Here is a 4,275-nt window from a genome sequence, read left to right on the forward strand (position 1 = left end):
AACCGGCTTTTTTTACCATCCTCTTTGCCAAAGCACCAACTGTTTCTAATTTATCTCTTCCTTCAGGAATATCGACTAAACATAATTCTTTAATTGGTAAAGTATCATAACGTTTAATAAAACCTTCGACTAATTCAGGAGTATAACTACTTCCTCCACCGATTGTAACAATTTTTACAGCATCTTTTCTTTCCATTGTGTTTCTCCTTTATCTTTTTCTTACATTTTTGATTATACGATATAATTTTAGAAAAACAAGATGATTAACTAGTAACTGTACTAGTACAGTTTGTGGTATACTGTTGATGAGGTGAATGTAATGAAACGCTATGAACAAATAGTTACAACAATAAAAAAAGAGATTGAACAAAATCGTTTACAACCAGGTTCTAAATTACCTTCATTAATTACTATGGCTAAAAAATATGATGTAAATAAAGGAACGGTTTTAAAAGCATATCAGATCTTAGAAAAACAGTGTTTGATTTTTTCAAAACCGCAAAGTGGCTACTATGTTTCTAGTACATTATTATCTAATGATAGTAAATTTGATGGCTATCATTTAGAAACGGGGAATCCGATTGTTAGCAGTTTTTTATTTAATGAAATGAAGCAGTGTTTAAATATTGCTGCTCAGTTATACTCATTTAAAACCTTAGATCAGACCGTTCGTGGGGTTGATAGTTTAAATGAATTATTACCTAAATATTTAGAAAATGATGGTATTTATACCAAAAAAGAAAATATCTATTTAATCCAGGGAATCATGCAGATGTTAACGATCTTTTCTAATAGTCCATTCCCTAATCATAAAAAGGCGATCTTGATCGAAGAACCTAGTTATAATTTTTACATCAAATATTTAAAAGAAATGCAACTGCCAGTTAAAGTTATTTCCAGAAATAAGCAAGGAATTGATTTAAAACAATTAGAAAAAATATTTAAAGAAGAAGATATAAAATTCTTTTATACTATTGCGCGTCATCATAATCCTTTAGGTACTTATTTAAATCACCAGACGCGAAAAAAAATTATGGAACTGGCAATTAAATATGATGTTTATATAGTTGAAGATGATTATTTTAGCCACTATCATAATATTCCTAAATATTTACCATTATATTATTTTTCTAATCACAGTCATTGTATCTATTTAACTAGTTTTACTAAAATTATGCCATTTATTAGAATTGGAATGGCAATTGTACCAGATGATTTTATTGAAACAATGAATCAAATGACTAAATTATCTTATTATTATTCTTATCACATGCCATCGCTTGTTTCTCAGGCTACTTTAGAAGCATATCTACAAAGTGGCATTTATTCATTTCAAATGCAGATGATTGATAAGGAAATTAAAAAGAAATTAAAAATAGTTAGACAAATATGTAAAAACTGGGACTATGAAATTGTGGAACTGATTGGGGGAAATTCGGGTTATTATTTTACTTTGGCTTTAAATCCCCAAATCAATTTAAAGCGATTAATCCAGGCATTAAAAAAAGAACATATTTATGTTGCCAGTAATCAAAGCAGTTATTATCAAAGTAAATGTCATAGTATTCGGTTAAGTATTTCTAGAGTTGATGTTAATGAATTAAAACAAGTATTGAATAAAATTTATCAAATTATCTTGAGTCAGTTAAAGCCATAATTTGCCATATTGCTAAGACAATGTAATAAAGTTTCTAGTTATTTTTTTGAAATTTATTATCTATACTAATAAACGTAGTCGTTATAGTTAATAGTTTTTCATTTTTTCCCCAAAAGACTACTTAATTAATATCTTTTGTTAGAGATTAGGGCACTTTTGTGTCCTTTTACTTTTGGGTTTTAAGTTTAGTCAAAAAATGCTAAAATAGGACAAACAGAAAGGTGATTTAAACATGTTATATAAACATATTATTTGGGATTGGAATGGAACTTTATTAGATGATGTTGAAGAATCAATTGCAACGATTAATTTATTGCTTAAAAAAAGAAAGCTAAAGCCAATTGCTTCAAAACAAGATTATCAAAATATGTTTTGTTTTCCAGTAATTGATTATTATCAAAAATTAGGCTTTGATTTTAACATTGAATCATTTCAAAATGTAGCTGATGAGTATATTGAAATTTATTTAAAAGAAGCTAAAAAAGCGCAGTTAAATAAAGATGCCATTAAGATCTTAAAATTGTTTCAAGATTTAAAGATCAAACAAACGATTGTTTCAGCTAGCAGCCAGCCAATTTTAAATCAACAAGTAGAACAGTTTAAAATAAGCAGTTATTTTGAACAGGTTTTAGGAATTAATAATAATTTAGCTACTAGTAAAGTGGCTTTAGCTAAAAAGTATTTTCAAGAAGCTGATTTAAATAGCAAAGAAGTATTATTAATTGGAGATACGCTTCATGACTATCAAGTAGCTAAAGAATTAAATTGTAAAGCTATTTTAGTTGCTTGTGGTCATCAAAGTAAAGAAATTATTAGTGAGTGTGAACAGGTTGTTGATAATTTTGATGAATTATTACAATTAATGGTAAAGTGACAAATTTGTAAGATTATGTAATGCATATCAATGGCAAAAATCCTTTTTAATTAGTATGATAATAAATAAGAGGTAGGATATGAAAAAGATAATATTGCGACTAATGATGATAATAATATTAATAGCTTTGATCTTTGGCGGTTTTTATGCTTATCAGGGCTATCAAATCTATAATGAAGTTATTGATGAAGCTAGTATTACAAAACGGGTCGATGAACTTCAAAGTAAAGATGATTATGTCAAATTAGAGGATATTTCTAGTATTTACGTTGATTTAGTAATTGAAAGTGAAGATCAGCGGTTCTATAGTCATCACGGTGTTGATTATATTGGTTTAGCTAGAGCGATGTTGACTAATTTATTTACTTGGTCATTTAAAGAAGGTGGCAGTACGATTACTCAGCAGTTAGCTAAAAATCTTTGTTTGAGTTTTAATAAAAGTCTTGATCGTAAGTTTGCGGAAATGTATATTGCCTGGGATCTGGAAAATAAATACAGTAAAGATGAAATTTTAGAGATGTATTTAAATATAACTTATTTAGGTGAAGGAAATTATGGCATTAAAGCTGCCAGCAATTATTATTATCATATTGAACCAAGTGAGTTAAATATGGAACAATCTAAGGTACTTGTTAAAACATTAAAATCGCCAAGTGTTTATAATCCATCAATCATTGATGAGTAAATCGTTGATAAAAATCTTGACTTGAAGCTTACTTTAAGGCATATAATAACTATGGAAATTTAGACTATTTTGCTTAAAGGGGTGAGATAATGGAAATAGTTGTTGTTGATGGTCAAGGTGGCGGGATCGGTAGCAGTGTAATTGAAATACTAAAAAAAGAAATTGGTGATATTTTTATTGTTGCCATTGGTACAAATAGTGCGGCGACTAATCGGATGAAAAAAGCCGGAGCGGATGTTGTAGCGACAGGTGAAAATGCAATTGTTTATAACGCTAAAAATGCTAAAATTATTGTAGGACCAATTGGCTTTGTGTTTGCCAATTCAATGTATGGGGAAGTTTCATCAAAGATGGCAGAAGCAATCAGTTCTAGTGAAGCAATTAAATATTTTATACCAGTAAGTAAATGCTCTGGTCATGTACTTGGGGTTGAAAGTAAATCGATTCAAGAGTATATTAAAGAGTTAGTAACGATTTTAAAATAGAAAATTTGTGGTTATTTCTCTAATCTTATTGATTAGAGATTTTGTTTTTTTTAAGTAAAAGTGTATAATATTGGTTGGAATGAAAAAATGGAGGTGTAAATGTGGGTAAATATCGCTTACAAATCAAAGCAATTTTATTACTTGCCTGGCCAGCGGTAATACAAGAGGCGATGAATGTAGTTGTTTCTTACGTCGATACGGCGATGGTAGGGACGTTAGGAGCTAATGCTTCGGCAGCTGTTGGATTAACTTCAACCGTTTGCTGGTTAGTAACAAGTATCGCAATTGCTTTTGGGATTGGGATCTTAGCTGTATGTGCTCAAGCAGTTGGCGCTAATAATCAAGAAAAAATCCAGCGAACCGGGCAGCAGGCGTTATTTTTTACGTTAATAGTGGGGATCGCTTTAACGATAATTTGTGTTTCAATTGCCCCATTTTTACCGGGCTGGTTAAATGGTGCTAAGGCGATTAGACAAGTTGCATCAACTTATTTTTTGATTATTTCTTTGCCCTTATTATTTAGATGTGCGGTCTTGATTTTATCATCGGTTTTACGTGGTGTTAGTGATATGAA

5 protein-coding genes and 1 pseudogene are annotated in these 4,275 nt (G+C 29.8%); 5 read left to right on the forward strand and 1 reads right to left on the reverse strand.

Annotated features, from left to right (window positions below; translation table 11 throughout):
* Positions 1 to 196: pseudogene (locus J7M77_RS01740) on the reverse strand (6-phospho-beta-glucosidase); the annotation flags it as partial.
* A gap of 123 nt (positions 197 to 319) precedes the next feature.
* Here J7M77_RS01740 and J7M77_RS01745 point away from each other — a divergent pair.
* The 5 genes from J7M77_RS01745 to J7M77_RS01765 all read left to right on the forward strand — a co-directional run.
* Positions 320 to 1,657 carry a PLP-dependent aminotransferase family protein gene (locus tag J7M77_RS01745; RefSeq protein ID WP_296875378.1) on the forward strand — a complete coding sequence of 446 codons (1,338 nt, stop codon included), beginning with the start codon at positions 320 to 322 and terminating at the stop codon, positions 1,655 to 1,657.
* Between the two features lie 232 nt (positions 1,658 to 1,889).
* A complete protein-coding gene (locus tag J7M77_RS01750; RefSeq protein WP_296875381.1) occupies positions 1,890 to 2,531 on the forward strand; it encodes an HAD family hydrolase in 642 nt (213 codons plus the stop codon).
* Positions 2,532 to 2,610: 79 nt separating this feature from the next.
* Positions 2,611 to 3,216 carry a biosynthetic peptidoglycan transglycosylase gene (locus tag J7M77_RS01755; protein WP_296875383.1) on the forward strand — a complete coding sequence of 202 codons (606 nt, stop codon included), beginning with the start codon at positions 2,611 to 2,613 and terminating at the stop codon, positions 3,214 to 3,216.
* An 89-nt stretch (positions 3,217 to 3,305) separates the two neighbouring features.
* The gene (locus J7M77_RS01760; RefSeq protein WP_296875385.1) at positions 3,306 to 3,701 is read left to right on the forward strand and encodes a DUF3842 family protein; all 396 of its coding nucleotides are present in this window, start codon (positions 3,306 to 3,308) and stop codon (positions 3,699 to 3,701) included.
* Between the two features lie 101 nt (positions 3,702 to 3,802).
* Positions 3,803 to 4,275, forward strand: a 473-nt coding sequence (locus J7M77_RS01765) for an MATE family efflux transporter (RefSeq protein ID WP_296875387.1), incomplete at its 3' end; no start/stop codon positions are given.

Origin of the sequence: Thomasclavelia sp. (assembly GCF_017889095.1) — a bacterium.
Classification (GTDB): Bacteria; Bacillota_I; Bacilli_A; order Erysipelotrichales; family Coprobacillaceae; genus Thomasclavelia.

Coding starts and splice junctions, on each gene's coding strand:
- J7M77_RS01745 (WP_296875378.1), top strand. CDS start 320: ATGAAACGCTATGAACAAATAGTTACAACAATAAAAAAAGAGATTGAA.
- J7M77_RS01750 (WP_296875381.1), top strand. CDS start 1,890: ATGTTATATAAACATATTATTTGGGATTGGAATGGAACTTTATTAGAT.
- J7M77_RS01755 (WP_296875383.1), top strand. CDS start 2,611: ATGAAAAAGATAATATTGCGACTAATGATGATAATAATATTAATAGCT.
- J7M77_RS01760 (WP_296875385.1), top strand. CDS start 3,306: ATGGAAATAGTTGTTGTTGATGGTCAAGGTGGCGGGATCGGTAGCAGT.